Origin of the sequence: Synechococcus sp. KORDI-52, from assembly GCF_000737595.1 — a bacterium.
In the GTDB taxonomy this organism is placed as follows: domain Bacteria; phylum Cyanobacteriota; class Cyanobacteriia; order PCC-6307; family Cyanobiaceae; genus Parasynechococcus.
Genome location: NZ_CP006271.1, coordinates 2,196,467 through 2,222,516, shown reverse-complemented (window position 1 = coordinate 2,222,516; position 26,050 = coordinate 2,196,467). Strand labels below are relative to the sequence as shown.

The window sequence follows — 26,050 nt, the reverse complement described above, 5'->3', positions numbered from 1 at the left end:
TCTTCGCAGCACTGCTGTTGGATCTGCCGATCGATCATTTCCGACTCCTGGGCGTCAGTCCATCGGCAGAGCCAGAAGCAATCTTGCGTCGGTTGCAAAGCCGCTGTGACAGTCCGCCGGACCAGGGATTCACCCACGAGGCGCTGCTCCGGAGGGCTGAACTTCTGCGTCGCTCCGCTGATCTGCTGACCGATCCCACGGACAGGGCTGACTACGAATCCGCTTTGATTCGTCTGAGTGAATCTCACCCAAATGGAACGGTGGGGCTCGATCTCCCCTCCAGCAGTGAAGTGGCTGGATTGATTCTGCTGTGGGAGGCCCATGGAGCTGTTGAGGCGTTTCAGCTGGCTCGGCAGGGGCTTCAGCCTCCTCAGGCTCCGGCCCTTGGCAGCGGACGTGAAGCGGATTTAACCCTGCTGGCCGCTCTGGCTTGCCGCGATGCTGCGCTGGAGGAACAGGACCAACGGCGATATGAGTCGGCCGCTCAACTTTTGATCGACGGCATCCAGCTTCAGCAGCGGATGGGAAAGCTTCCCGATCAGCAGCGCCTGCTCGAGGAGGCGTTACAGGCGCTCATCCCTTTCCGGATTCTTGATCTGCTCAGCCGTGACCTTGGTGATCAGGACGCCCACCAACGTGGGTTGACACTGCTTGACGAGTTGGTGACTGCTCGTGGTGGGTTGGAGGCCGCCGCCGTTGATGGCCATCAGCCAGGGAGCCTCAGTCAGGACGACTTCGAATCGTTCTTTCACCAGATCCGCAGCTTTCTGACGGTTCAAGAGCAGATTGATCTGTTCAGTCGCTGGTTTGAAGGAGGCGCCGATGACGCGGGTTTCCTGACAGTTTTGGCGCTGACCGCCGCCGGTTTCTCGCGCCGTAAGCCCGAATTTCTGGAGCAGGCGCGCGGGCGGATGCAAACGCTCGCCAATGCTGACCTCGACCCCATGCCTCTGCTGGGTTGCCTGGATCTGTTGCTGGGCAATGTCAAGGATGCGGAGCGGCATTTCACCCTTCTGCGTGATGCCCAGTTGCAGGCCTGGTTCCTGAACCATCCTGGCGATCGGCTCGCTGCCCAATGCGAATACTGCCGATCCTGGCTTGAACGCGATGTCCTCCCGGGATACCGCGATGTCGACGCATCGGTCGCTGATCTGGATGCCTGGTTTGCTGACCGTGACGTGCAGAGTTACGTCGATCGTCTTGACCGCAAGGCTTCGCGTCGGATCCCTGCCGAAGAGGTCCCCCTGGCCTGGCCGGAAGTTGCTGCTGCATCCACCGACTCGTCCTTCGAGCTGGATTCACTGGATCCATCAGATTCCGCTTCCGAAGATGCGGAGGTTCCGACGCCGCTGTGGCAGCAACGCTGGGTTCGGCCCGCTGCTGCGACCCTCGCTTTGGTTGGCATCGTTTTGGGCGGTCTTGCTCTCCTACGACGCAACTGGACTCCTGCGCCGTTGATGCTGGAGACGACATCTCAACAGGCTTCGGAGCCGACTGAGGTTGAAGAGAACGTGGAGGCCGATACTTCTTCTCCATCGCCGGCCAACGATCCTGTCGCGAGTCTGAAGCCCGACCTTCAGCCTTCCGCTCCTTCAGAACCGCTGGTGAGTGATGCTCCGACCGAAGCCGAGCTGCAGGCCTTGGTGCAGGGATGGTTGGATGCCAAGGCTTTGGCACTGTCCGGCCAGCCTGCAGATCTATCCGTTGTCGCCAGGGAACCTCTCGTGAAGCGCGTGGAGCGAGAACGGGCCGCCGATGCCTCCGCAGGGCGATCCAAATCCATTGATGCCTCCATCACCAGCATCGAGGTGGTGGATCGCAAACCGCTGAGAATTGAACTGCGGGCCCAGGTGGCCTACAGCGATCGGCTCCAGGGTGCGGATGGTGCCGTGATCGACGAGACAGCACCCCGTGATCTCAGCGTGACCTATGTGCTCGGTAGAGATGGGACCCAATGGCGTTTGCATGACTACATCCCTGGCTCCTGAGTGGCTCGGCTGAGTTGCTTGACCCGATTGCGTGACCGTCGCTTTTTACGATCACTTCATTGATCCAGGGGCGTGACGCAGATGTTCGACGAGCTTTCAGCCCGTTTTGAGGATGCGGTCAAGGGGCTGCGGGGCCAGGACAGCATCAGCGAGACCAACGTCGATGGAGCCCTGAAGGACGTCCGTCGGGCCTTGCTTGAAGCCGACGTGAGCCTGCCGGTTGTCAAGGAGTTCGTGGCTGAGGTCCGCGACAAAGCCGTTGGCGCTGAAGTGGTGCGCGGGGTCAGCCCGGATCAGAAGTTCATCCAGGTGGTCCATGAACAGCTGGTGGAGGTCATGGGGGGCGGGAACGCACCTCTGGCCAAGGCGGCTGAAGCTCCCACCGTCGTGCTGATGGCCGGCCTGCAGGGTGCCGGTAAAACCACCGCGACGGCCAAGTTGGGCCTCCACCTCAAGGATCAGGGGCGGCGTGCCCTGATGGTGGGTGCCGACGTCTATCGACCAGCGGCCATCGAGCAGCTGAAAACGCTCGGTGCTCAGATTGATGTGGAGGTGTTCAGCCTTGGGGCTGAGGCCAAGCCGGAAGACATTGCGGCCGCTGGTCTGGCCAAGGCCAAGGCGGAAGGATTCGACACGCTCCTGGTCGACACCGCCGGTCGCCTCCAGATCGACACCGAGATGATGGAGGAGATGGTGCGGATCCGCACCGCTGTGCAGCCCGATGAGGTGCTGCTGGTGGTGGATTCGATGATTGGGCAGGAAGCGGCCGAGCTCACCCGTGCGTTCCACGACCAGGTGGGCATCACCGGTGCGGTGCTCACCAAGCTGGATGGTGATTCCCGTGGCGGTGCCGCCCTCTCAATCCGCAAGGTGAGCGGTCAGCCGATCAAGTTCATCGGCACCGGAGAGAAGGTTGAGGCCCTGCAGCCCTTCCATCCCGAAAGGATGGCCAGTCGCATCCTCGGCATGGGTGATGTGCTCACGCTGGTGGAGAAGGCCCAGAAGGAGGTCGAACTCGCCGACGTCGAAAAGATGCAGAAGAAGCTGCAGGAGGCGACGTTTGACTTCTCGGACTTCGTGAAGCAGATGCGCCTGATCAAGCGCATGGGCTCGCTGGGGGGTCTGATGAAAATGATCCCGGGCATGAACAAGATCGATGACGGCATGCTCAAGCAGGGGGAGCAACAGCTCAAGCGCATCGAGGCGATGATCGGTTCGATGACCCAGCAGGAGCGGGAAAATCCCGATCTGCTGGCGAGTCAACCCTCAAGGCGTCGCCGGATTGCCAGCGGCAGCGGCCATCAGGCCTCAGATGTGGACAAGGTGCTGGCCGACTTCCAGAAAATGCGTGGCTTCATGCAGCAGATGAGCCAGGGCAACATGCCTGGCATGGGCGGGATGCCTGGGATGGGAGGTATGCCCGGAATGGGTGGCATGCCGGGCATGGGCGGAATGCCAGGAATGCCTGGAATGGGAGGCATGCCCGGAGGTGGAGGTCGTCCCGGTCGCGGTGGACCACCGAAGCGGCAGCGACCCGCCAAGAAGAAGAAGGGCTTCGGGGAGCTGTGAGGGCGGAACGGTATGGTGGTTGTTTGGCGGGCCTTTGGGCGTCGCCGGACCTCCTCTTTTCCTTCATTCCAGGGCCACGATGATCAAGCTCCGCCTGAAGCGGTTTGGCAAAAAGCGGGAAGCGAGCTTCCGCCTCGTGGCCTGCAACAGCACCTCACGTCGGGACGGTCGTCCCCTGCAGGAGCTGGGCTTCTACAACCCGCGGACGAAGGAAACACGCCTCGACACCGAGGCCATCCGTGAGCGTCTGGGTCAGGGTGCCCAACCCACCGATGTGGTTCGCACGCTGCTCGAGCGCGGCGGTCTTCTGGAAAAGACCGTGCGGCCTGCAGAGACCGTCGGCAAGGCCAAGCAAGCGGCCAAGCGTGAAGCTGATGCCAAGCAAGCCGCCAAGGAGGCTGCCGAGGCCAAGGCTGCAGAAGCTGAGGCTTCTGATTCCGCAGAATCCGAATCCACCGAGGGCTGATTATTCCGGTGTCTGACGACGGCGAACGCGGCCGTTTCGTTCTCGACCTGCCTGATCCTGATGCTGCACTGGCCCTGGCCGGTGAAGCGGAAACAACTCTGCATCGCCTGGAAGCTCTCACAGGAGCCTCCATGGTGTTGCGGGGTCTTCAACTGGTGATCACCGGGCGGCCAACGCAGATTGAGAGGGCTGCTGCGGTTGTGGAATTGGTGCGCCCGATCTGGCAGGACGGCCAGTCGGTGTCACCGGTGGACCTCCAGTCGGCGCTGGGAGCGCTCAACACCGGCCGCGGCGATGACCACGCCGCCATGGGCGAGCAGGTGTTGGCGAAGAGCCAGAAGGGCAACCTGCTGCGCCCGCGCACCCTGCGCCAAAAGAAATACGTGGACGCCATGGAGCGTCACGACCTCACCTTTGCCCTCGGTCCTGCCGGTACCGGAAAAACCTTTCTGGCCACCGTTCTGGCGGTTCGGATGCTCACCGAACGCAAGGTGGAGCGTCTGATTCTCACCCGGCCGGCTGTTGAAGCTGGGGAGCGCCTTGGTTTCCTGCCGGGCGACCTGCAGCAGAAGGTGGACCCCTATCTGCGTCCGCTCTACGACGCTTTGCATTCCCTCCTCGGCGCCGAGAAAACCACTGTGCTGTTGGAGAAAGGGGTGATTGAGGTCGCTCCCCTGGCCTACATGCGGGGCCGAACCCTCAGTGATGCCTTCGTGATCCTGGATGAGGCCCAGAACACCACGCCAGCCCAGATGCGCATGGTGCTCACCCGTCTGGGAGAGCGTTCGCGAATGGTCGTGACCGGTGACACCACCCAGGTCGATCTTCCCTCCACCGTGCAGAGCGGTTTGGTGGAGGCGTCCGAGGTGTTGGAGGGCGTGGAAGGAGTCGCTGTCTGCCGCCTCACCGCCGCAGATGTGGTGCGCCACCCCCTCGTGCAGCGGGTGGTGGAGGCCTATGCCCGCCGGGATGAACGCAAAACGCCCAAAGTTCAACGTCGATAGGGAGATCCACACCCCAGTCCCTTGTCACCGCTGGCAGGATGTGTTGAGTCTTTGGTGACCTGGTCGACATGCCAGCAAGCAGTAATTTCCAAGAGGCGATTCGCGAGGCGCAATCCAGCGCCCTCGTCGGCCCCAACGTTGTCAATAAGGCGCTGCCCTACGTCGGTGGCGGCATGGTGCTCACCTCAATCGGGGTGATCGGTGGTCTCTCGATGATGGCCACTCCCATCTTCATGCCCCTGTTCTGGGTGGCTGTGATCGGCAACCTTGTGTTGTTCTTCGTCGCCCAGAACGTTGCGATGAAGGGCAACAACGCCACAGCGCTGCCGCTGTTGTCGATCTACAGCCTGATCACTGGCTTTACCCTCAGTGGTCTCGTGGCCCTCGCTGGAGCCGTTGCCGGTGTCGGCGCGGTTGGCACAGCTGCCCTGGCCACGGGCATCACGTTTGTGATTGCCTCCTTTGTCGGCCGTCGCATGAGCGATTCCGTTGGTCAGGCGCTCTCCGGCGTGGTTGGTCTTGGTCTGATCGGCCTGATCTTGGCGATGGTCGTTCAGTTCATCGGCGGCATCTTTGCTCCAGCCATGTTCCATGGCACCAGCTTTGAGCTGATGATCGCCGGCTTCGGCACGGTGCTGTTTGTGGGTGCCGCCTTCGTCGACTTTTATACGATGCCCCGCTCCTACAGGGATGATCAATACCTGGCAGGTGCCCTGAGCATGTACCTCACCTACATCAACCTGTTTATCTTCATCCTGCGGCTGATCATCGTGCTCAATGGTGGTGGTCGTCGCGACTGACGCTTCCAACGCCATCGAATGAACCCTCGCCCCGGCTTGTCCGGGGCTTTTTTATGACTCAGCCCTCGGCCACGGTATAGACGCTGTCTCCAATGGCTTGTTTCTGCTCGGCGTCGTAACCCCACTTCTCCAGAAAGGCGACGTCTTCACCGCGGTTGTCGAGGGCTGCGGCCAGCAGTTGCTCCAGACGTTCCTTCACCTCCGCTGGTTCCAGCAGCCTGAGCAGTTCAATGCAGCGGCTGCTGACCCGCTCCGAGCCGGCCTGCTGCACCTCATCTCCCGTGCGCCGGTGATGCACGGCCATGGCAGTGCTCATGGCCAGATTGCGAACGCTCAGATCCACAACTCCAGCACCGGCGCCGCGCAGCTGACCCACGACGGCATCGGGCAAACGATCCATCAGCACGCTCTCGCCAGCCAGGCTCACCACGAAAAATCCCCTGGCACCATCGCGGCTGGCCACCATTTCACCGATGCGGTCGGCCAGCACCTCATCGCTGATCTCCTCGTTGTCCCACTGCTGCAGCCAGGCCGCTGTGATTTCCATGGCCTGCTGGAAGGTGGGCTGCTGATCCGCCATGGACCTGTCCAATTCCTGCCCTCAGGCTATGGGTTGATCCAAGGGTCGATTCAACGGCGGCGCAAACTTAGAGCATGCATGCAACTCCTCTGCCAGAGGATTACCGCTCTGGCTTCATCGCACTGATCGGTCGCCCGAACGTGGGCAAATCCACCCTGGTGAATCAGCTGGTGGGGGAGAAGGTGGCGATCACATCGCCCGTGGCCCAGACCACCCGCAACCGCCTGCGGGCCATCCTCACCACGGAGGTGGCCCAGATGGTGCTGGTGGACACGCCTGGCATCCACAAACCCCATCACTTGCTGGGGGAACGGCTGGTGAAGAGTGCGCGCAGCGCCATCGGTGAAGTGGACCTGGTGGTGTTGCTGTTGGAGGGGTGCGAGCGCCCGGGGCGCGGTGATGCCTTCATCGTGAATCTGCTGCAGCAGCAGTCCCTGCCGGTGCTGGTGGCCCTGAACAAGTGGGACAAGCTGGCGGAGGAACACCGCTCTGAAGCGGAAGAGGCCTATGCCGCCCTGCTGCAGGAGACGAACTGGCCGGTGCACCACTGCAGCGCCCTGTCAGGTGAGGGTTGCGCGGAGCTCACAGCAGCGATGGCGGCTCAGTTGCCCCTGGGGCCTCAGTTGTATCCACCCGAGATGGTGAGTGATCAACCGGAGCGGGTGTTGCTCGGGGAACTCATTCGCGAGCAGGTCCTGCTGCAAACGCGGGAGGAGGTGCCCCACAGCGTCGCCGTCACTATTGATCGCGTTGAAGAGTTGCCGGCGAAGGGCAAAGGGACGGGGCGGACAGCCGTTCTGGCCACGGTGCTGGTGGAACGCAAAAGTCAGAAGGGAATCCTGATCGGTAAAGGCGGGGCGATGCTCAAGACGATCGGCCAGGGGGCGCGGCTGCAGATGCAGATGCTGATCGATGGCCCGGTGTATTTGGAGCTGTTCGTGAAGGTGGTGCCGGATTGGCGCAGCAAACCCGCCCGCTTGGCGGAGCTGGGTTACACGGGGGATCACTGAACGCCCGTCCCACTGAATTTGTGCAAGTCCCTTTCGATGTGGGATGAGCACGTAATGTCGCGTTCATGCTTTCGCTGCTGACGCGTACCAAGAGCTTTCGGGATCCCTGGGTCGGTCACCCGGATCTGAACCGACGCTGGCAGCTGCATCGACGCCGGGTTCAGCTGGCCGAGACGCTGTGCCTCTGGAGACGGCTGCTGCGCCCGGCTCAACTGGCCAGCCTGGAGCGCGACGGCTTTGTGGCGCTGGAGAACTTTCTGCCGCAGTCGGAGTTTGAGGCCTTGCGCGACGAGGTGGAGGCCGTGGTGGCTCGTGCCTCACGCCTGCATCCAGTAGCGGACAACACCAGGCCTGGCTTTCGTCCGAAACAACCCTTCCCTGGAGGCTTTGACCGTTTCGACGGTGGAACCCTCAACCGCTTTCTGCACATCGATCCTGAGCACATGCCTCGGGCCGCAGCCTTCTCCCATGACCAGCGCCTCAGTGCTGGATCGCGCCAGGTCATCGGCTTGCCGATGAATCCGCGCAAGCTGGACATCTATCTCACGGTGCATGGCGAGGAGACCCGCACGCCGGATCTGCAGAAGGTGCTGCACCGCGACACGTTCTTTCGTGCTCTGAAGTTCTGGTTTTTTCTGCGGCCGGTGCAACGCCAGGACGGACCCTTCGAATACGTGCCGGGCAGCCATCGTCTTGATCCCTCTCGCCTGCGTTGGGAGCAGACCACGGCCAGCGCGGCTGCCGAACAGCGGCGGCAGCCTGATGTGTCCGGGTCGTTCCGAATCAGAGAAGAGGCCCTGGCCGAGCTGGGGCTGCCCAAACCTGTCGCGCTCACCTGCCCGGCCAACACCCTGGTGCTGGCGGATGTGTTCGGCTTTCACCGTCGTGGTGCTGCTGTCCAGGGTCAGCAGCGGTTGGCCCTTTACGGCTGGAACCGCCCCTATCCCTTTCTTCCCATTAGCTGGTGATCCGGCTGAGAGGATGGACTGATGAGTGAACAAGCTTTTCCCCCGGACAACCCTGCCTCCTTTCTGAGCCTCTGCGACGGGGAGTGGATGAGCCTTCGCAGCTGCTTTGAGCTGGCTGCCGGTGGTGACGACGAGTGGCACAGCAGCGAACGGGGTGAACTCACCGTCCGCTGCGTGACCGAGCAGGGGGCGCTCGGCCAACTGCAGGTGCAGGCCCCTGGTGGAACCAGCAGCACCCTCACCTTCGCCGCCGATGGACAGCTCATCCTCGATGGTGATTCCCCAGGGAATTGGAGGTTCTGGCCTGACGGCAGCATGGAGCTGAACCTCAGCCGTGCGGATGGTGTGCAGGTTCAGGAGAGGATCTGGTTCACGCGGGCCAACCTGCGCCTGCGTAGCACCACGGCGGTGGATGCGCAGGGAACACCGGTTCAGGGCAGTTTCTGCACGGACATCCGCAGGGTGTCCAAACCGGCGGCCTGAGGCGAGATGACGCCCTATGGCCTGATATGAGGAAAGTCAGCTAGGGGAATGACTCTCCAGCTATAAAATTCGATTGGTTGTTTTAACCGGTTGGCTTTCGAGGTTGTCAATCGATGCTCAGGCCTCATAACGCATCAAGAGGTTCAAGAGCAACGACTGGTAAATCCAGCTCAGTGATGTCAACGGCAAGCGCCATTCCCTGACCCTGGAGACCACAGACAGAGAGACAGCGCTAGCACCGCACCGCTACGGGCAGGCGATAAAGCTGCTGCAAGCCCGGATCAAGGAACAGGAGCAAGCAGCGAAGCCATCGAAATGGCTAGCTGATGAGCCTGTGACTGAGTACGACGTTCTTCTGGGGACTTATTCGGCAGCTGGATGGGTGCCCGGTCCTTGGACACCACTGGTTCAACACGGCAACAACAGATTCCTCCGAGTTGATGGCAGAGGGCTCGACAGAGACAATCCAGCCGACAGAAAGCGTGGAGGAATGGTTTATCCCCAGCAGGTGAATCATCCACAGGGCTGATGACAGATGACGCCAAGCCTGTCGAGAAGACATGGGGCGAGGTGGCGCCATCCAATGACCCGATCAAGAGGCTGGATGGGATGAACTGATCAGAAAGGCAGCCAGGTTCATTTCCTCGCCAAGGCATTTGCACCTGATCGCTCATCACTGATCGGCGCCGACCAAATTCAATAACTCAACCCAACAAAGGAGAACGCCATTCTGACAAAGCTTGATCACATTCAGTGCCTAATGGCTCTTGATGTTTACGCCCAGGCCTTGATGCTGGCCAAACGACTGAAAACAAAAGAAAGGCATCGATCTCAGAACGGAAAGCCTGGGGAGGTTGGGAAAAGGCCTACCGAGTCGTTAGGGCTGGTGAACTGCCGGATGCGAAAAGCAACGGAGTGACGCTCCCAATGCCAGCAGAATGGGAATGCGTCATTCATGAGACTTGGAGTGAGGAAGAGGTCCTTCCAGGGGAGCACCTGGAAATAACATTCAGCAAAGAAACATTGTCAAGACATCAAGATGAAGATCTTAAGGTTTTTGGAGCAACGCCACAAAGTCACGCAAGGCTATAAAACTCATTAAGCCAGCTTGACTAGGTCTGAAAGATTGTTAAAATAAAGCACTTTTAAGTACAAAGATGCCAAAGCAGTTTATTGATTTCATTGATCAAATCAATAAATATAGAAGAAGGCGCATAAGATACGACGAGTCTAGGTCTAGGGCAATATCAACAGTTGATCACATTGCATCTGTGGTCGAACAAAGTGCAAACGATGAATCAATAGTAAGCCAAGAAGCGCTGGAATCCTCGAGGGACTTTAGGAGCAACTTGAATATCGCTAGGCATCAGAGTAGCCTTCAATTTCCGACAATTCAATCAAGAGGCGACACCGAAACAACGCCTAGCGCACAGAGTCTCAACTCGAGTTGGCAGGAAGGTCAAAGTACAACGAGAAGACAAAATTGGATAGAAGATCAACCAATTGAAGTTAGCACCTCATCTAAGTGGCTAAAGGAAATTGACACTTTCAGCAGCGCAATAACAGAAAAAGCACTCTACAGCTCAAAGGAAGAGACAGTTTCCAGTAGCACTCAGATCCTCGAACTTGAGCCAAAATATATTCATGCAGAAAGTTGCTCCTGCTCCGCATGTGCGTTCAGCAGAGATTCATTTGCAGACAAAAAAGAATTAAATACTGGTTTAGAGCCTGACAACAACGTTAATGCCAGACCATCAATCGCCTTTGGAACACTAAATGAATTGGCAGATTACCTTGTTACGGGTTACTGGCAAGAGTCAAGTACCTACACAAGAAAATTCAATCTCAGCAGCAGTGGATTAGGAGCAAAAAATGGGCAACTTACTTACAACGTAACGGGATGGAACAATGATTCAAACGGCTTGACAGCCGCTCGAAGTGATTTAACAAGAGAAGTTTTTAAACTGTACGCGGCAAATACCAGTATTGATTTTATTGAAGTTACGACAGGGGGAGATATACGATTCACAGATAATGACACAGGTGCTTACGCGTATCTAGCAAGTGGATGGTGGGATCAATACCCGAATTCAGTGATTACAGACTACAGTGTAATTAACATTGCCTCGAACTGGTATGGGGGCGATTCAAGCTATCTTGGCTATACAGCCCAAACAATATTTCATGAAGTTGGCCATTCACTGGGTCTAGGTCACCAAGGGCTATACAACGCTGGAAACGGAAATCCAACCTATGAAAACAGCGCCCAATACGGAAATGACAACTGGTCTGTGACCATGATGTCGTACTGGGATCAAACAGAGAATACAAATATTGAAGCTTCATTTGCTTTTTTACAAACACCGATGACCGGTGACTGGATTGCCTTGGACAAGCTTTACGAATCACAAGGATACAGCTCAAAAAACGCGTTTAAAGGAGATACTATTTACGGCGTTGGTACAAATATATCCAAAGGTACAAGTGAAATAATGCACAACTTCTCTCAGGCTATTGGAGAAACCTCTTATACGATAGTTGACGGTGGGGGGTATGACACTCTAGATGTAAGCAATTTCGCTGACAACCAATATATCGACTTAACTCCATCTAACCCCAATAACGATCTCCCTTCAAGATCAAGCATAGGAGGCCTCATTAATAATTTAATGATTGGCACAAATACGATAATTGAACAATCAATAGGTGGGAGCGGCAACGATACATTCATCGGAAATACTGCAGATAATGTCTTTGAGGGAGGTGCTGGTAGCGATAATTTCTATGACAGCATCGGCTCCGACATCTACTTCGGAGGTTTAGGAGATAATGACACTATTTACTTTGACGGGCTTTACAGCCAGTACAGCATCATTAACCTCGGCTCTTCACTATCAATCTCCAACGAAATTTTTAACACGACAGATATCGACGAGGTATGGAGCGATGTAGAATTATTCTATTTTGACAATGCCATTGTCAAAACCTATGAAGAGCTTCTTTCCGACATCAGTGACGAGAATCTATCTCCGACTGCCAACGAGATCACACTTTCAATCACTGAAGATGAAACCGCAGAAAGCATCTTCTTCGATGGTTTAGATCCTGATGTTGGCGACACCCTTACTTACACCATCACAAATCTTCCATCAAAAGGAAGTGTACTCAACAATGGTGACGGCACCTTTACCTACGACCCTGAGACAAACTTCGAATCTCTGAATGACAACGAATCAGAAAGTGTTGTCTTCACTTACATCGCTCGCGACAACAGTAATGCTGAAAGCGCTGAAACCAACATCATCATCACCATCAATGGTGTAAATGATTCGCCTGTTGCATCTTCACAATCATTCAGTACCGAAGAAGATGTCATCTACAACGGTCAGCTTCTTCCTGCGACTGACCTCGACAGCGACCAGCTGACCTACAGCCTTGTGAGCACCAACGAGACACAAAAGGGTACCCTTATTTTAAATGAAAACGGTTCATTTACTTACGATCCTGGAACAGATTTTCTTGCATTGAATGACAACGAGTCGGAAGAAGTTCTGTTCAACTACATCGCAACTGACGAAAGCGGTACAAGCAGCAACCAAGCGACTCTCGCCATCACGATTAACGGGAAAACTGAACCAGCGCCAGTCGTCAATAATGAGCCGACTGCCAACGAGATCACACTTTCAATCACTGAAGATGAAATCGCTGAAAGCATCTTCTTCGATGGTCTAGATCCTGATGTCGGCGACACCCTTACTTACACCATCACAAATCTCCCATCAAAAGGAAGTGTACTCAACAATGGTGACGGCACCTTTACCTACGACCCTGAGACAAACTTCGAATCCCTGAATGACAACGAATCAGAAAGTGTTGTCTTCACTTACATCGCTCGCGACAACAGTAATGCTGAAAGCGCTGAAACCAACATCATCATCACCATCAATGGTGTAAATGATTCGCCTGTTGCATCTTCACAATCATTCAGTACCGAAGAAGATGTCATCTACAACGGTCAGCTTCTTCCTGCGACTGACCTCGACAGCGACCAGCTGACCTACAGCCTTGTCAGCACCAACGAGATACAAAAAGGTACCCTTATTTTAAATGAAAACGGTTCATTTACTTACGATCCTGGAACAGATTTTCTTGCATTGAATGACAACGAGTCGGAAGAAGTTCTGTTCAACTACATCGCAACTGACGAAAGCGGTACAAGCAGCAACCAAGCGACTCTCGCCATCACGATTAACGGGAAAACTGAGCCGGCAATCTTTGAAACGTCTGAAGAAAATTTATTCTTTGATGACTTTGACAATCCAACACTGACAGCTCGTCAATGGAACATCGACAATGTTTGGAAAAGTCGAAACCGCTTTGTCGGTACTTTGCTCAACGGTGAGGCGATTGGCATCACAATGGAGGTTGATGGACTTTCCACCACATCACAAAGCCTCTCACTTGCATCTCCAATTAATACAACGGGCTTCGACACGATTGAAATTAGCTTCGACTGGAGAATTGAAGATAATTGGGACAGATCTGATTTCATGAGATTCGAAATCAACCAGAACAATTCTGGCTGGACAACTCTCGACGGTATCTCAGACCTAAGAGGCCTCCGTCGAAGAAATAGTATTGAAAATCAATGGAATCAAGAAAATATCGCGCTGGATAGCTCGTCTATGGAATCATTGCAAATTCGTTTTTCCGCAAACGTCAACAAAGGCAAGGAAGATGGATATGTCAATAATGTATCCATTATAGGCATCAAAGAAACTGCTGCGACCACAGAAGTCGACTCAATCACGGGGATAGGCTTATCAGCTAAACCGTTAGAGGCTAACAAAAATTCTCCTTTTACTCCAGGTAATGATGAATATATAAGCCCTAAAACGTCAAGTACAGAAATGTCGGGCTTAAATCCAAGCGATCAATTTTTAAAAGCTGCTGAAATCGTGTTGCAGGAGACCGTGACGGCATTCACAGAAAATAGTCAATCTGACATCGGCAACAATGCCGACCCCCTATCAAATATTTCATCAATTTTGCCATCCACACTATCAGAAGACTTCGCTTCCTTCTACTCTTTTGCAAGCAATTCAGCGTTTGCCGGCTCTCTGAATTCTGAGACCTTCTAAACAGAAATAACGTCAATTGTCTGGAGAGATCTGGTAGCACAAAAGAATCTGCTGATTATTTATTACTAATTCCAGTGCGCCCGATCTTGCAGCGCAAGACAGCTAGCAAGATCCATTCAGCAATGTTCAGGCGGCTTCAAGCAGTTTGATCTCGGTGCTGTGAAGTGCCATCAGTACGATCAACGCAACCCACCAGCCGCGATCGAGCAGTCCCACCGAAACCGAATGCAAGGCCACGATTAGCAGCCCGAGCACAAAGGTCAAAATTAACTGCGACGCCGGCAAGCCATGGCTGACAGCCAGGTCCTGCGGCAGGGATGGGCAAGGGTCACGGCTCGGCTGTCCGGTTTGGTTTGCATGTTTGGTTTTTTCTCTGGCTCCTACTGCTTCTCGAGTACGGGGCTTGAGGTGGGCCATCCATCCATTGACCAGATCACATCGATCACCTCATCAGCATTGATCCACTTGATGATTCCTGTATCAACGTCAGCCACTTGAACAGAAAGGGAAGCTTTGGATGCCGAGCACTCCCCTCGCAGAAAATCGCCTGACCCATCCACCAATCGCCCTGCTCAATGTGGTCACCTCCACCGATAACGAAGTGCCCTGGATTCGTTTGAAGAAAGGGAGCCTCAAGCTTCGGGGTGATGGTGCCGTGATGAGCAGATGTAAGCCTTTTTCGTTATTTAGTATGCGTGTACTCTTGGTTATCTGAAAGAGGGCTGGCAAGAGGCCTAAGGGAGGGCGCCGACCAGTTGTCAAAATAATTGCCTTACAAAGCCAGGGGGTTGGCATTGAGCCCAGTCATAACTTGACAAAACCGTTTCGCCTTGATGTGGTGAGCCTGGCGCCGCAGGCGTTTGCTCCTCTGCTGGAGCTTGGAGTGATCGGTCGTGCCTTCAACGCGGGCATTGCTGCGTTGCACCTGCATAACCCCAGGGACTTCGCCACGGATCGCCATCGCAAGGTGGATGACGAGCCCTATGGGGGTGGCGCCGGCATGGTGCTCAAGCCCGAGCCGGTGTTCGCCGCGATGGAGGCTATCCCCCGCAGTCCCCGAAGCCGGGTGCTGTTGATGTCACCGCAGGGGCGTCCCCTGCAGCAGCAGGATCTGCAGCGTTGGTCCATCGATCACGATCAACTGGTCTTCCTCTGCGGCCACTACGAGGGGTTCGACGAGCGCATTCGTGGCCTGGCTGATGAGGAGGTGTCGGTGGGCGATTTCGTCCTCACCGGCGGGGAGCTGCCTGCCATGACGGTGATCAACGGTGTGGTTCGTCTGCTGCCTGGCACGGTGGGGACGGCTGATTCCCTGGTGGAGGAAAGCCACAGTGCACTCCTCCTGGAACACCCGCATTACACCCGCCCCGCCGACTTCCGTGGCGTGACCGTTCCGGATGTGCTGCGCAGTGGCGATCACGGTGCCATCGCCCGGTGGCGTCAGGAGCAGCGGGAGCAGCGCACCCGCGAGCGCCGGCCTGATCTGTTTGCCCGCTGGCAGGCAGCGACAATGACTAACCCTTCAGACCCAGGCATGGAGCTGCGCATCGGCAACGGATACGACATCCACCGGCTGGTGCCCGGTCGGGCCATCATCCTCGGCGGTGTGACCCTGGACCATCCCGACGGTTTGGGCCTGGATGGCCACAGCGACGCCGATGTGCTGGTGCATGCCGTGATGGATGCCCTGCTCGGGGCCCTGGCCCTGGGTGATATCGGCAAGTACTTTCCCCCCACCGATCCTCAATGGAAAGGGGCCGACAGCTTGAAGCTGCTGGATCAGGTGGTGAAGCTGGTGAAGGAGCGCGGCTGGTCGGTGCTGAACATTGATGCGGTGGTGATTGCCGAGCGCCCCAAGCTCAAGCCGTACATAGCGGAGATGAGCAGCCGGATCGCGTCAGCGATCGGCATTGCTCCAGACTCCGTGGGTGTGAAGGCCACCACCAATGAAGGTTTGGGTCCGGAGGGACGGGAAGAGGGCATCAGTTGCCAGGCTGTAGCCCTTTTGCAGCGGAGCTGAAGCGTGCCTCGACTCCGGCCTGTTCTGCTTAGGGTCTTCGGACTTTGTTGGGCACTGATTCTGTTGTTGGGCGGGTTTTCGGAGGCAAGGGTATTGGCCTGGGCCGACCCTCAGGTGGGTGAAGGGGTGGCTGTGGTGGAGCACCTGCGGCTGCGGGTCCCCCAGCACAGCCGTGAGGACTGGATGGTTGCTGAACGCGGCAGCTGGGAACCTTGGCTCGACAAACAGCCTGGATTTCTGGGCCGTGAGCTCTTCTGGGATCCGGCAACAGAAGAGGGAACACTGCTGATTCGGTGGAGCAGTCGTGAGGCATGGAAGTCCATCTCCATGGCGGATGTGGAGCAGGTTCAGGAGCGCTTCGAGACGCTGGCCCGTGAGCAAACGGGGCAGGTTCAAGGCAACCCCTTCCCGCTGGTGTTTGAAGGGGAACTGTTGCCACAGTGAACACGCCGGACGCTCGCCTTGATCTGCGCCGCCGCCAGCGGTTGGGCATGGTTGAGGCCGTGTGGGGGGAACACAAGACCGCCCATCAAATCAGCACCATCCTCAAGAGCTTTGCCGCAGCCGGGGAACTGGGTTTGGTGACCCGGGTGGACCCCGAAAAAGCGGCACGGGTGCGTGAGGCCTTACCGGCGGTCGAGCTGCACGCCGACGCTGGCTGCCTCACCCTGGGGGCGTTGCCAGCTGAGCCATCGCCCCCGGCTGAGGTGGTGGTGCTCAGTGGAGGCAGCAGTGATCGCAAGGTGGTGGCGGAGATCAGCTTGGCCCTGCGTTGCCACGGCGTCGGCGTGGATCCTGTGATGGATGTGGGGGTGGCTGGATTGCATCGCCTGCTCGATCAACTCCCCCGTCTTGCTTCGGCGCGGATTCTGATCGCCTGCGCCGGGATGGAGGGTGCATTGCCCACTGTGCTGGCAGGTCTGGTGCCGCAACCTGTGATCGGCGTCCCGGTTTCGGTTGGTTATGGCATCAGCGCAGGGGGACGAACCGCTTTGGAGGGGATGCTCGCCAGCTGTGCGCCTGGATTGATGGTGGTGAATATCGACAACGGATATGGCGCAGCCATGGCTGCATTGAGGATGCTCCGAGGGTGTTCCCCGGAGTGATCAAGCGGAGGGTTCAGGCTCCAGCTGGAGGGTCGATCTGGCCGAGACGCTGAAGCTCAGCACTGTTGTGGTCGCACTCGACCCGCTGAAGTGCATGCACAAGGGCATCCAAATCAGCCGGCGCTAGCTCACCGTCCTGTTGCCATGCCATGGAGCGGGGGTCGGGAGCCAACTCTGGATGTCCGCAATGAGATTGGATCAAATTAAGACTGATCTCTGGGAAGAAATACTCAGAAATCCTGTAGATGAGCCAAGAAATGCTCTGGGGTCTCAGAGGTGTTGGAGGTTGGGGTAGGCCGTGACCAGGTCGTTGGCGCTGAGCACATCACCGCGGCCTTCCGGTTGCCAGATCACTTCCAGGGCCATCAATTCACTGGACGCTGTGGAACCAAGAATGCGCAGGGTCTGGCGCAAATCTTCTCCGGTGTCGGCGCCTGCGAGTTTGGCCGATGCCGTCGAGGCCACCAGCAAGGTCACAACAATGAATTCGTTGGTGGCATCAGCGTCTCCAGCGCTGTTGGCCGTGTCCGTCGTCCGCTGTCCGCCGACGTTGCTGGTGAGCTCAGCGTCCAGCTTGCTGCGCTCGTTCATCGAGAGGCGATTGAACGTCGATTCAGCCGAGCTGAAGGGAACACTGCCGTTCTCGGCATTGGCGTAGACCCAGAGGTCCGGTTGTCTCAGCAGGGCAAGGGTTGTTTCCTGCAGCAGCCTCTGCAGGCCGGCTGAACTGCTGGTGTCGGACGAGGAGGCCAAGGAACGCAGATCGTCCTGGAGTGATTTGGCACTGGCGAGCAGTCCTACCTGCACCTGAATCATGTTCACGTTGCGCGGCATGGATGGAGCCGCGGCAGCACCACCGATCGAAGGGGCATTGCCTCCGCCTCGTAGGGCGTTCACCAGAACGCCTGCGATCGCCATGAGAATCAGCAGTCCGAACAGGCCACCACCACCAAAGCCGAAAATTGGAATGATGAAAGGGAAGCCCATCCCGCCGCCGCGGTAACCACCCCCGGGGTAGCCGCCGCCGTAGCTGCCGCCGCTGGATCGTGGCATCGAAGGTGCGCGGAAGCTGCCTCCGCCCATGCGCCCCCCGCGGGCGGCATCAGCCGGCTGTGCATGGAACAGACAGAGCCCCGCAATAACAACAGGCAAAAGCAGTGATGCGAGCAGTCTTCGCGGTCGTGTCAACAGTCGAGGGGTGGCCACAGCAGCGCCCACAGCATTGATCTGCAGACTTTAGGAACCACCACCAACGATGGTGACGATCTCAAGGGTGTCGTCATCCTTCACAAGGATGGCTTCCCATCGGCTGCGGGGGGCGATCACGCCGTTGTGTTCGGCGACCACCAACTGGGGGTTGTTGGCCAGCAGGGCCACGACGGCCGCCAGGTTGGTGGGCTCCGGTGCTGGATCCAGCACGCGGGTTTCACCGTTGACCATCAGGGTGAGAGGCATCGCTCAGAACGTGGCGTGGTTGAGCTGCTGGAGCAGGTGCCGCGTGGCCCGCCCGCTGTCATCTGCGTGCATGATCGCGCCGATCACCGCCGCGCGCTGGCCCCCGGCCCCGAGCAGTGCCGGCAGGTTGGTCGGTGTGATTCCACCGATGGCGAAGACGGGGCGTTGGCTGATCGCTGTGGCCTTGGCCAAGAGCTCCACACCAACAGGGTCGCGCTCGGGTTTGACGGCCGTGGAGTGGATCGGACCGAAGCCGAGGTAGTCGATCGGCTCCCGCTGCGCCTGATCAACCTGATCGATGCTGTGGGTGCTGCGGCCCAGCAGACGATCGCAACCCAGCAGGTCGCGGGCTACCTCGCAGGGCATGTCCTCCTGGCCCAGGTGCACCCCATCTGCATCGACCGCCAGGGCCAGGTCCACACGGTCATTGATGAACAACAGCGCTCCGAAGCGGTTGCACAGCTGCCTGAGCTGCTGGGCCTCCTGGAGGCGTTCGCGGTCGTTCCCCGCTTTGCAGCGGTACTGCACCATGCCTATGCCGTTCTGCAGGGAGGCCTGCACCCGATCGATGAGGTCATCGCAGGGGGTTGTGATCAGGCAAAGGCGACAGTCCTGAAGCTTGGTGCGTCGCCTTGCTCCGAGGGTGGCGTTGAGGCAGGTCACCTCCAGGTCGTAGAGGCCGTAGCGGATCGCAGCGGCTTCAGCGGCCAGCGCAGGATCGATGGTGCGGCCGTACTCCTCCAGCACCCGGAGCGCCTCCTGCACCCGGGCGCAGTTGGCCGCCACCACGTGGTCGGGACTGTGGCGATCGAGTTGGGCCGGATGCTCCAGTCCGGCCCCGGTGTCGGTGCTGGTGGAGCGGACCTGCTTGTAGCTGTCGTGATGCAGCCGTCCCAGCCGTTGACGCCAGTCCTTGAGGCGCACCACCAGATCCTGTTGCTCCAACCCGAAGCGGCACCAGTCTTCAACCACCCTCAGGCCTTCCCGGGCACGGTCGAGGTTGGCGTCGATCAGTCGTGCCACCCGTGGATCCAGGGAGGTCTCGCTTGGGGTTGGATTCATGGCACTCTGTGGGCAACGGTTGCGGCGTCGGTCATGGAGAACGGTGGTTCGGAGAGCACCATGCACGTTCTGGTCTGGGGAATCGTTCTTCTCGGCGGCATCGGCGTGTTCATCGTTTGGGGCCTGGTGAATGCCTATCCGACCGTGGCCTGAAAGCCGGTTTGAAGGATCTCGCGGGCCTGGGCGGCGTCGCGGCCGATCTGGCGGCTGAGCTCCTCAAGTCCACTGAATTTGGTTTGGCCGCGCAAGCGCTGCACCGGCTCGACGCCCAGGTGCCGGCCCTCCAGCTCCAGGCTCTGATCCAGCAGGTGCACCTCCACAGCTGATGGAGATGTTGGATCAATCGTGGGTTGGGGCCCGAGGTTCATCACAGCCGGCAGCCGATCGCCATCCCCATCGAGTTGGGCCCAGGCTGCGTAGACGCCAAGCCCTGGCAAGGCCTTGCGACCATCCACCTGGAGATTGGCGGTGGGCCAGCCCAGTTCACGCCCCAGGCCTCGGCCTCGAACCACCCGACCCTGAAAGCGGTAGGCCCGGCCCAGTAAGGCTTTGGCGGTGGTGAGGTCGGCCTGGTCGAGGGCCGCGCGGATCCGGCTGCTGCTCATCCGGCCCTCATGGTCTTCAACCATGGGCACCACCTTCACCTCAACGCCGCTGCGTGCCGCTAGCTGTTCCAGCATCTCGGCGTCACCGCGCCGCTGATGGCCGAAGCGGAAGTTGGTGCCCACGGCAATGCGTCTGGCCTGAAGTGTGTTCAGCAGCACGCTGGTGACGAAGTCTTCCGCATTCAGCTGAGCGAGTTCGCGGGTGAAGGGCACAAGCACGAGCTGCTGGATCCCCAGGGGCTCCAGCAGGGCGAGTTTTTCGCTCGGTAGATCCAGCCTCAGGCGTGCCTCGCCGAACAGCACTTCACGGGGATGGGGCCAGAAGCTCACAACCGAGGCAACGGCTTCCTCCGGGCAGCCTTGGATGGCCTCGGCGATCACGCGGCGATGGCCTGCGTGTAGCCCATCGAAACTCCCCAGCGCCAGGGCAGTGGGCCGACGGGCCTCCTCTGGAGAGCGGAGCGGGATCAAGGAGGTGCAGAAGGTGCGCTTTGGTGGCAAGTTTGAACGACCGAGCACCAGGGCATGGCAGACCGCCTCGATTTCCAGAAGTTGTCGTTCGGCGTGCGTCGGATGGGGTGGATCCGGTTCTGGATCCAGGTGGTTCTCGGCATCGTCGTGGTGGGCGTTCTTCTGTTCAACAACATCGGCGGCAGCCTTGCGCGCAATTCCGAACGGGCTGTGGGCCTGGGGCCTGGCCTGTCGCTCACCTCCCTGGCGTTCGTCGTGCTTCTGTTCAGCCTCTGGCAGGGCTGGCTGATCGTTCGTGCAGGTCGAGCGATCGATAGCGCTGCGCGTCCCAGTCGGGGGGAGGTGGCGCGGTTGATCAAACGAGGCCTCTTGGCAGATCTGCTCGGCCTCAGCTTGGCCTCCATCGGCTATCAGGCCCTCGCAGGCAGCCTTTTTGTTCAGGCCTCAATGCAAACTCCTGGCATCGCTATCGGCGGCCGCGGCGTGGCCGACAACCTGGCGATCACCTCCCTGGAAATGTTGTCTGTGCTTAGCAACACCCAGGTGTTGTTTGCGCACCTGATCGGTGTGTTGTTCTCCCTATGGCTGCTGCAGCGGGTTTACCGCGCACAATGAATGGAAGCGGTGGTCTATTCCTTTGTTGCTTAGGTAGTGGCTTGAAGTTCGTTTTCGTGTTTTGACTTCAAGAATTTTTGTTCATTGGGAATTACTGTACCCATAGAGTTAGTTGTCATTGGAGTGTGTTGCGGCTGAGGTGAACGGCGATGGTCTGGCGGATCTCCTAATTGGTGCTCATCAAGTTGCTCCCAATGGATCAACTTCAGGTAAGAGTTACATGATTTTTGACTCCACCAAAGGTGTGTTCTCGCATTCGTTGCTGGATCAGCTGGGTACTGCCGCTGATTACAGCTTCACCGGGACCCCAGCGGCTGTCGGTGGTGACGGTACCCAGTGAGCCGGGCCTTCCGTCCTTTGGTCGCGCTGATCGTTGGTGGTGATCAAGAATTCAACTGCTGCTCTTGTTATCAATAGAGGTTTTTTGTTGACTCCTCTTACAAGAGAACTCTCATGGCGGTCACGCACGAGCCATGCCTACCGACACCCGCTTTGCTCTGTTCTTGCTTGTAGAGCTAGCGACAGCTCTACGAGCCAATGACCCTGATGCCTTTCGGTGTTGGCTGTCCGGGGGCGTTAAGGACCTAGGGGAACCGTTGGTTGAAAAGCTGCTGTTGGATTGGTTCAACTTATTGCTGACCGTGGACGAACAGGAGAAGCTGAAGGTTTGCCGCCTGGGGGTGAGCATCCAGTCCTTTAGGGGTAGGGCTATGCACAAATATCAACCAATCTAGCGATGAACTTTGATGGGGAAACGATTGGATTCAAAGCATACCTTTCATGCTTTATGGAGAATCAATCAATTCTCTCGTCGGATGTCCTGAATATCGGTTCGCCTGTGATTATTTGTGTGCGCTCTATTGATTCGTGAAAGTAGGTGATGAATCATGTTTTCTATCGGTTTCATTGGCCTGGGCTGCGGCCGAATTACGGCAAAATGCGTGTACTAGAGCTAATTTATAGAGGATTGATTGCTGGCATGGATTGTAGATCGGTGGTTCAGAAGCTCCGTCGTGCGATTGGATCTGAGGGGCAGGAACTTCTGATCAGTTTCAACCTTCTGCAGCCCTTGGTGAAGCAGATGCTGATCTGCGATGCGATGGCCGGCGTGGTGGTCAGCAAGGAAGAGCTTCAAGATGCGCAAATCTGCTTTCTCCGCCAGCGCGGTTATGAGCGGATGGAGCAGTGGACCGAGCTGTTGGAGACGCTGCGGCTCAGGGAGCAAGATGTTTTGGAGCGTCTTCGTCATGACATACGCCGCCGCAATTTGATACGTGAGCGATATGCCGCAAAGGCGGAAGCCCGTTTTTTGGAGCGTAAAAACGATCTGGATCAGGTGCTTTACAGCCTGCTGCGACTCAAGAACAGCTTTCTGGCACAAGAGCTATATCTGCAGATCGAATCCGATGAGGCCAATTTCGCCGATTTGGCCCGGCGCTATGCCGAGGGACCGGAACGCAGCACCAACGGAATCGTCGGCCCAGTTCCCCTCACCCAGGCCCATCCTGCTTTGGTCGAGAAATTACGGGTTGCGCAACCTGGTGTTTTGCTTGAACCCTTTCGAATCTCCGACTGGTGGCTCGTGGTTCGCCTGGAGCGCTACTCACCCGCCACGTTCACCGACGAGGTTGCCGAACAGATGTGCCAGGAAATGTTTGATGCCTGGATTGACGAGGAAACCACCCAGACTTTGGGTCTGCTGACTTCAGAGATGAAAGAACCAGTGACAACTAGCGATTTCAGTGATTTCAGCATTTCCCGATGACCAGGTCACCTTCGTTCCCTTTGCTGGAGCATCCGGCGTTCATTGGCCTCTCCAAGGCATCGGTTGACAATTTGGAGAGCGGCTGCAATCTGCTTCGTTTTGCGCTCGGGGGGCAGCTGTCCGACGCCAATCACATTGCGGCCCGAGTCTTGGTTCTGCTCCAAGGCCAGGCCAGGCTTGTCGGCCGTCTCAACGGCCGCCTCACCACAATTGGAAAGTTTGGACCCGGAAGTGTGATCGGGGCCGCAAGTCTTCTGTGCGGTGCTCCATGCGAGGAGGTCATCGCCGCTGAAGAGGTGATTGCTTGTGCCATTCCGGATGAACTCTGGCGGGGGCTTTATCGCAAAGAGACTTCATTTCGGCAGTGGTGTGACCAGCAGCTTTGGCCGCAGGAGCTGCACCAGCTCCTGGAAGTTCTGGAGCAAAATAATCCTGAAAGCGACAGCTCCGCCCTTGAAAAACTGGAGGCTTTGCAGCAGTCCGCCGAGCGTTGTTCATCAGATCCGGAATCTGTGGAGACTGCTCTATCTGCCGGGAAGCTGATCTATGTCACCAGCGCATGGGGTGAATTGACTGTCGGTCAGCCGCTCTATTCTGCTGCAAACCTTCCCAAATGTGAGCCGTTCGCGCTCCGGTTGGTGTCTCTGCCCGCCTCCGGCTGGTCCAATACAGCCGAAGCTGAAGCTGCGGCGGAGATCAGTTCTGGCTGGCTTGACTCTGTTGCTGGGATTCAAGACGCTCAGGCTCTGCCTCCCGTGAGCAGCTTTAGCCCTGAGCGCAATGTTGTTGACAGCCTTCGCTTGATCCAGGCCGATGGCCCGATCCAGGAAACCCTGGCTTGCTTCCAGATGCTGGCCCAGCTGATGAAGCTGCCCTTCCGGCGCGATTCGATCGAGAAGGTTCTTCAGGACAATATCCGCAGGGGATTGACGCCCAATCTTCAACTTTGCGGCCAGTTGGCCACCAGTCTTGGCTTGCATGTGATGGCTGCCCGGGTGCCGGCCGCTGCTGGTACACGACTTCAGGTTCCCTCCATGCTCCCTTGGCAGGAGGGCTTTGCCTTGGTGGTGGCCAGCAATGAGCGTGGGCTGCGGCTGGCGTCTCCGCAGCAGGGCATGGTCAGCCTGGAGCCGAATCAATTGGAAGATGCCTTCCCGGAGGGAATTGAACTTCTCCTGATGGAGCGTTCCAACGCAACTCCCGACCAGAAGTTCGGCCCTGGTTGGTTCTGGCCGGCTTTGAAGCGATATCGCGGCGTGTTGATCCAGGTGCTGGCGGCCAGTTTTGTGGTTCAGCTGTTCACCCTCGCCAACCCGTTGCTGATCCAGGTGATCATCGACAAGGTGATCACTCAACGCAGCCTGGACACGTTGCAGGTGCTGGGCATCGCCCTTGTGGTGGTCACGATTCTTGAGGGGGTTCTGGGCAGTCTGAAGACCTTCCTGTTTGCGGAAACCACCAACCGGATTGATCAGCGTCTTGGCGCAGAGGTGATCGACCACCTGTTGCGTCTCCCCCTTGGTTATTTCGACCGTCGTCCAGTGGGTGAACTGGGAACCCGGGTGGCTGAACTGGAGAAGATTCGTAATTTTCTGACCGGTCAGGCCCTCACCACCATCCTGGATGCCGCCTTTTCTGTGATTTACATCGTGGTGATGCTGCTGTACAGCTGGCTTCTTACTTTAATTGCCCTGTCCGTTCTTCCCATTCAGATCGGCTTGACGATTCTGGGTGCTCCTCTCTTCCGCCGTCAGTTCCGAGCTGCTGCGGAAGAAAATGCCAAGACTCAGAGCCATTTGGTGGAGGTTCTCACCGGAATTCAGACGGTGAAGGCCCAGAACGTGGAGATGGTCAGCCGCTGGCGCTGGCAAGAGTTCTACTCCCAGTACATTGCCCGCACTTTTGAGAAAACGATTACTGGAACGGCCCTGAGCCAGACCAGCCAAGTGTTGCAGAAGATCTCTCAGCTGATGGTGCTCTGGATCGGTGCCACGATGGTGCTCAAGGGTGATTTGACGCTGGGTCAGTTGATCGCATTTCGGATCATTTCCGGCTACGTCACCCAGCCTCTTCTGCGTTTGTCATCGATCTGGCAGAACATCCAGGAGTTGCGCGTCAGCTTTGAACGGCTTGCTGATGTGATTGATACCCCAGAAGAATCTAATGAGGTCGATAAATCCAAGGTGATGCTCCCTCCGCTGCAGGGAGACGTGCGCTTTGAGAATGTCACCTTCCGCTTTCAAGCTGGCCAGTCTGAGGTCCTCAAGGATGTCAATCTTGAGATCAAGGCCGGAACGTTCGTTGGCATCGTGGGCCAGAGCGGTAGCGGCAAGAGCACCCTGATGAAACTGCTGCCAAGGCTTTATGAACCAGGAGAAGGTCGGATCCTGGTTGACAGCTACGACATTGGAAAGGTTGAGCTTTATTCCCTACGACGTCAGATCGGCATCGTTCCTCAGGATCCCCTTTTATTCAGCGGAACCGTGAGCGACAACATAGCTCTCACCAATCCCGATGCCTCCAGTGAAGAGATTATGAGAGCAGCACGTCTCGCTAATGCCCATGACTTCATCATGGAACTTCCCAGCGGCTACAGCACGCCTGTTGGTGAACGAGGCGCGGCACTAAGTGGCGGACAGCGTCAGCGGGTGGCCATTGCCCGCACCCTTCTCAGTAATCCCAAGTTGCTGGTGATGGATGAAGCCACCAGTGCCCTTGATTACGAAACTGAACGGAAAGTCTTCGACAACCTTTTCGAAAACATCAACGACCGCACCGTTTTCTTCATCACCCACCGTCTGTCAACCATCCGTCAGGCTGATTTGATCGTGATGCTGCACCAGGGCGCGGTTGTTGAAGTTGGCACGCACGATGAGTTGATGAAACATCGTGGCCGCTACTACGCCCTTTACCGCCAGCAAGAGAGTTTCTGATGTTAATGA

The 26,050-nt window shown here is 57.4% G+C and carries 22 protein-coding genes and 1 pseudogene; 15 read left to right on the top strand and 8 right to left on the bottom strand.

Going from position 1 to position 26,050, the window contains the following annotated elements; all coding sequences use genetic code 11:
* The first annotated feature begins 17 nt into the window (after positions 1-17).
* The 5 genes from KR52_RS11390 (at position 18) to KR52_RS11370 (ending at position 5,827) form a co-directional block, all read left to right on the top strand.
* Positions 18-1,988, top strand: a complete 1,971-nt coding sequence (locus tag KR52_RS11390) for an ARC6/PARC6 family protein (RefSeq protein ID WP_038556001.1) — start codon at positions 18-20, stop codon at positions 1,986-1,988.
* Between the two features lie 81 nt (positions 1,989-2,069).
* The gene (ffh, locus tag KR52_RS11385) at positions 2,070-3,557 is read left to right on the top strand and encodes a signal recognition particle protein (RefSeq protein ID WP_038555998.1); all 1,488 of its coding nucleotides are present in this window, start codon (positions 2,070-2,072) and stop codon (positions 3,555-3,557) included.
* 79 nt (positions 3,558-3,636) lie between these two features.
* Positions 3,637-4,023, top strand: a complete 387-nt coding sequence (gene rpsP / locus KR52_RS11380) for a 30S ribosomal protein S16 (RefSeq protein ID WP_038555995.1) — start codon at positions 3,637-3,639, stop codon at positions 4,021-4,023.
* A gap of 8 nt (positions 4,024-4,031) precedes the next feature.
* Positions 4,032-5,027, top strand: coding sequence for a PhoH family protein (locus KR52_RS11375; RefSeq protein ID WP_038555992.1), 996 nt, complete (start codon positions 4,032-4,034; stop codon positions 5,025-5,027).
* A gap of 68 nt (positions 5,028-5,095) precedes the next feature.
* Positions 5,096-5,827, top strand: coding sequence for a Bax inhibitor-1 family protein (locus tag KR52_RS11370; RefSeq protein WP_038555989.1), 732 nt, complete (start codon positions 5,096-5,098; stop codon positions 5,825-5,827).
* A 58-nt stretch (positions 5,828-5,885) separates the two neighbouring features.
* Here KR52_RS11370 and KR52_RS11365 read toward each other — a convergent pair whose 3' ends face one another.
* A complete protein-coding gene (locus KR52_RS11365; protein WP_038555986.1) occupies positions 5,886-6,407 on the bottom strand; it encodes a hypothetical protein in 522 nt (173 codons plus the stop codon).
* Positions 6,408-6,481: 74 nt separating this feature from the next.
* Here KR52_RS11365 and era point away from each other — a divergent pair, with 74 nt between their 5' ends.
* The 4 genes from era (at position 6,482) to KR52_RS11345 (ending at position 14,009) form a co-directional block, all read left to right on the top strand.
* Positions 6,482-7,417: a GTPase Era gene (gene era / locus KR52_RS11360; protein WP_038555984.1), complete on the top strand. Its 936-nt coding sequence runs from the start codon at positions 6,482-6,484 to the stop codon at positions 7,415-7,417.
* Between the two features lie 65 nt (positions 7,418-7,482).
* Positions 7,483-8,385 (top strand): phytanoyl-CoA dioxygenase family protein, encoded by a 903-nt coding sequence (locus KR52_RS11355; RefSeq protein ID WP_038555981.1) that lies wholly within the window; start codon positions 7,483-7,485, stop codon positions 8,383-8,385.
* A gap of 21 nt (positions 8,386-8,406) precedes the next feature.
* On the top strand, positions 8,407-8,868 hold the full coding sequence (locus tag KR52_RS11350; protein WP_038555978.1) for a phycobiliprotein lyase: 462 nt from the start codon (positions 8,407-8,409) through the stop codon (positions 8,866-8,868).
* Between the two features lie 1,157 nt (positions 8,869-10,025).
* On the top strand, positions 10,026-14,009 hold the full coding sequence (locus tag KR52_RS11345; protein ID WP_084222002.1) for a M10 family metallopeptidase: 3,984 nt from the start codon (positions 10,026-10,028) through the stop codon (positions 14,007-14,009).
* A gap of 126 nt (positions 14,010-14,135) precedes the next feature.
* On the opposite strand, the gene KR52_RS15015 is transcribed toward KR52_RS11345, so the two are convergent.
* Both KR52_RS15015 and KR52_RS11340 read right to left on the bottom strand, forming a co-directional pair.
* Positions 14,136-14,426: a hypothetical protein gene (locus tag KR52_RS15015; protein WP_156957728.1), complete on the bottom strand. Its 291-nt coding sequence runs from the start codon at positions 14,424-14,426 to the stop codon at positions 14,136-14,138.
* Positions 14,390-14,658: pseudogene (locus KR52_RS11340) on the bottom strand (DUF3104 domain-containing protein). The gene KR52_RS15015 and the pseudogene KR52_RS11340 overlap by 37 nt, the downstream one beginning before the upstream one ends.
* A 162-nt stretch (positions 14,659-14,820) precedes the next feature.
* Here KR52_RS11340 and trmD point away from each other — a divergent pair.
* From trmD to larB, 3 genes are all read left to right on the top strand, one after another.
* Positions 14,821-16,029: a tRNA (guanosine(37)-N1)-methyltransferase TrmD gene (gene trmD, locus KR52_RS13970; RefSeq protein ID WP_084222001.1), complete on the top strand. Its 1,209-nt coding sequence runs from the start codon at positions 14,821-14,823 to the stop codon at positions 16,027-16,029.
* 63 nt (positions 16,030-16,092) lie between these two features.
* Positions 16,093-16,473 carry a TIGR03792 family protein gene (locus KR52_RS13965; RefSeq protein WP_371257713.1) on the top strand — a complete coding sequence of 127 codons (381 nt, stop codon included), beginning with the start codon at positions 16,093-16,095 and terminating at the stop codon, positions 16,471-16,473.
* Positions 16,470-17,135, top strand: coding sequence for a nickel pincer cofactor biosynthesis protein LarB (gene larB / locus KR52_RS11325; RefSeq protein WP_038555969.1), 666 nt, complete (start codon positions 16,470-16,472; stop codon positions 17,133-17,135). Before KR52_RS13965 ends, larB begins: the two co-directional genes overlap by 4 nt.
* 13 nt (positions 17,136-17,148) lie before the next feature.
* On the opposite strand, the gene KR52_RS14500 is transcribed toward larB, so the two are convergent.
* From KR52_RS14500 to KR52_RS11300, 5 genes are all read right to left on the bottom strand, one after another.
* Positions 17,149-17,307 (bottom strand): hypothetical protein, encoded by a 159-nt coding sequence (locus tag KR52_RS14500; RefSeq protein ID WP_156957726.1) that lies wholly within the window; start codon positions 17,305-17,307, stop codon positions 17,149-17,151.
* Between the two features lie 98 nt (positions 17,308-17,405).
* The gene (locus tag KR52_RS11320) at positions 17,406-18,353 is read right to left on the bottom strand and encodes a DUF1517 domain-containing protein (RefSeq protein WP_156957725.1); all 948 of its coding nucleotides are present in this window, start codon (positions 18,351-18,353) and stop codon (positions 17,406-17,408) included.
* Between the two features lie 18 nt (positions 18,354-18,371).
* On the bottom strand, positions 18,372-18,590 hold the full coding sequence (gene thiS / locus KR52_RS11315; RefSeq protein WP_038555966.1) for a sulfur carrier protein ThiS: 219 nt from the start codon (positions 18,588-18,590) through the stop codon (positions 18,372-18,374).
* Positions 18,591-18,593: 3 nt separating this feature from the next.
* Positions 18,594-19,652, bottom strand: coding sequence for a thiamine phosphate synthase (locus tag KR52_RS11310; protein WP_038555963.1), 1,059 nt, complete (start codon positions 19,650-19,652; stop codon positions 18,594-18,596).
* A 134-nt stretch (positions 19,653-19,786) separates the two neighbouring features.
* A complete protein-coding gene (locus KR52_RS11300) occupies positions 19,787-20,728 on the bottom strand; it encodes a bifunctional riboflavin kinase/FAD synthetase (protein WP_038557294.1) in 942 nt (313 codons plus the stop codon).
* 54 nt (positions 20,729-20,782) lie between these two features.
* On the opposite strand from KR52_RS11300, the gene KR52_RS11295 reads away from it, so the two are divergent.
* The 3 genes from KR52_RS11295 (at position 20,783) to KR52_RS11275 (ending at position 26,041) form a co-directional block, all read left to right on the top strand.
* Entirely contained in the window at positions 20,783-21,343 is a 561-nt protein-coding gene (locus tag KR52_RS11295; protein ID WP_038555959.1) for a DUF3611 family protein, read from the top strand.
* Between the two features lie 994 nt (positions 21,344-22,337).
* The gene (locus KR52_RS11280) at positions 22,338-23,108 is read left to right on the top strand and encodes a peptidylprolyl isomerase (protein WP_371257681.1); all 771 of its coding nucleotides are present in this window, start codon (positions 22,338-22,340) and stop codon (positions 23,106-23,108) included.
* Positions 23,105-26,041, top strand: coding sequence for a type I secretion system permease/ATPase (locus KR52_RS11275; RefSeq protein WP_038555950.1), 2,937 nt, complete (start codon positions 23,105-23,107; stop codon positions 26,039-26,041). Before KR52_RS11280 ends, KR52_RS11275 begins: the two co-directional genes overlap by 4 nt.
* The last annotated feature ends 9 nt before the right edge of the window (positions 26,042-26,050 follow it).

Excerpts from the sequence above, each read along its gene's own strand:
- KR52_RS11350 (WP_038555978.1), top strand. The coding sequence starts at position 8,407 with ATGAGTGAACAAGCTTTTCCCCCGGACAACCCTGCCTCCTTTCTGAGC.
- era (WP_038555984.1), top strand. The coding sequence starts at position 6,482 with ATGCATGCAACTCCTCTGCCAGAGGATTACCGCTCTGGCTTCATCGCA.
- thiS (WP_038555966.1), bottom strand. The coding sequence starts at position 18,590 with ATGCCTCTCACCCTGATGGTCAACGGTGAAACCCGCGTGCTGGATCCA.
- KR52_RS11370 (WP_038555989.1), top strand. The coding sequence starts at position 5,096 with ATGCCAGCAAGCAGTAATTTCCAAGAGGCGATTCGCGAGGCGCAATCC.
- KR52_RS11355 (WP_038555981.1), top strand. The coding sequence starts at position 7,483 with ATGCTTTCGCTGCTGACGCGTACCAAGAGCTTTCGGGATCCCTGGGTC.
- KR52_RS11310 (WP_038555963.1), bottom strand. The coding sequence starts at position 19,652 with ATGAATCCAACCCCAAGCGAGACCTCCCTGGATCCACGGGTGGCACGA.
- KR52_RS11295 (WP_038555959.1), top strand. The coding sequence starts at position 20,783 with ATGGCAGACCGCCTCGATTTCCAGAAGTTGTCGTTCGGCGTGCGTCGG.
- KR52_RS15015 (WP_156957728.1), bottom strand. The coding sequence starts at position 14,426 with ATGGCCCACCTCAAGCCCCGTACTCGAGAAGCAGTAGGAGCCAGAGAA.
- rpsP (WP_038555995.1), top strand. The coding sequence starts at position 3,637 with ATGATCAAGCTCCGCCTGAAGCGGTTTGGCAAAAAGCGGGAAGCGAGC.
- KR52_RS11345 (WP_084222002.1), top strand. The coding sequence starts at position 10,026 with ATGCCAAAGCAGTTTATTGATTTCATTGATCAAATCAATAAATATAGA.
- KR52_RS11365 (WP_038555986.1), bottom strand. The coding sequence starts at position 6,407 with ATGGCGGATCAGCAGCCCACCTTCCAGCAGGCCATGGAAATCACAGCG.
- KR52_RS11275 (WP_038555950.1), top strand. The coding sequence starts at position 23,105 with ATGACCAGGTCACCTTCGTTCCCTTTGCTGGAGCATCCGGCGTTCATT.
- ffh (WP_038555998.1), top strand. The coding sequence starts at position 2,070 with ATGTTCGACGAGCTTTCAGCCCGTTTTGAGGATGCGGTCAAGGGGCTG.